Here is a 278-nt window from a genome sequence, read left to right as displayed (position 1 = left end):
GCTCGACGCGCACGGAGCCGATCGAACTGGCGCAGGTGCCGGGCACCTCAGTTTGGTGGCCGCCGAGCAGTTCGAGCGCGGGCGCGCAGCACCCCGGCGTGCTGGTGGCGGCGTTCCAGGCGCCGCTTTCCTTCGTCAACGCCGACCGCTTCAAGCGCGGCCTCGCCGACCTGATCGACGCCAGGAGCGAGGACGTGAAGCTGGTGGTGCTGGAGGCCAGCAACATCGTCGAGATCGACTATACCGCCGCCCAGGCGCTGATCGAGACCATCCGCCAT

General features: G+C 69.1%; 1 protein-coding gene. It reads left to right on the top strand.

Features of this window, described 5'->3' with window-relative positions:
• On the top strand, window positions 1-278 hold a 278-nt coding region (locus tag EN859_RS37895), incomplete at both ends, for a sodium-independent anion transporter (protein WP_135913791.1).

This window comes from Mesorhizobium sp. M00.F.Ca.ET.216.01.1.1 (assembly GCF_004010325.2).
Classification (GTDB): Bacteria; Pseudomonadota; Alphaproteobacteria; order Rhizobiales; family Rhizobiaceae; genus Mesorhizobium.
The sequence above is the reverse complement of the archived record's forward strand: the minus strand, read 5'-3'. Positions and strand labels throughout refer to the sequence as shown.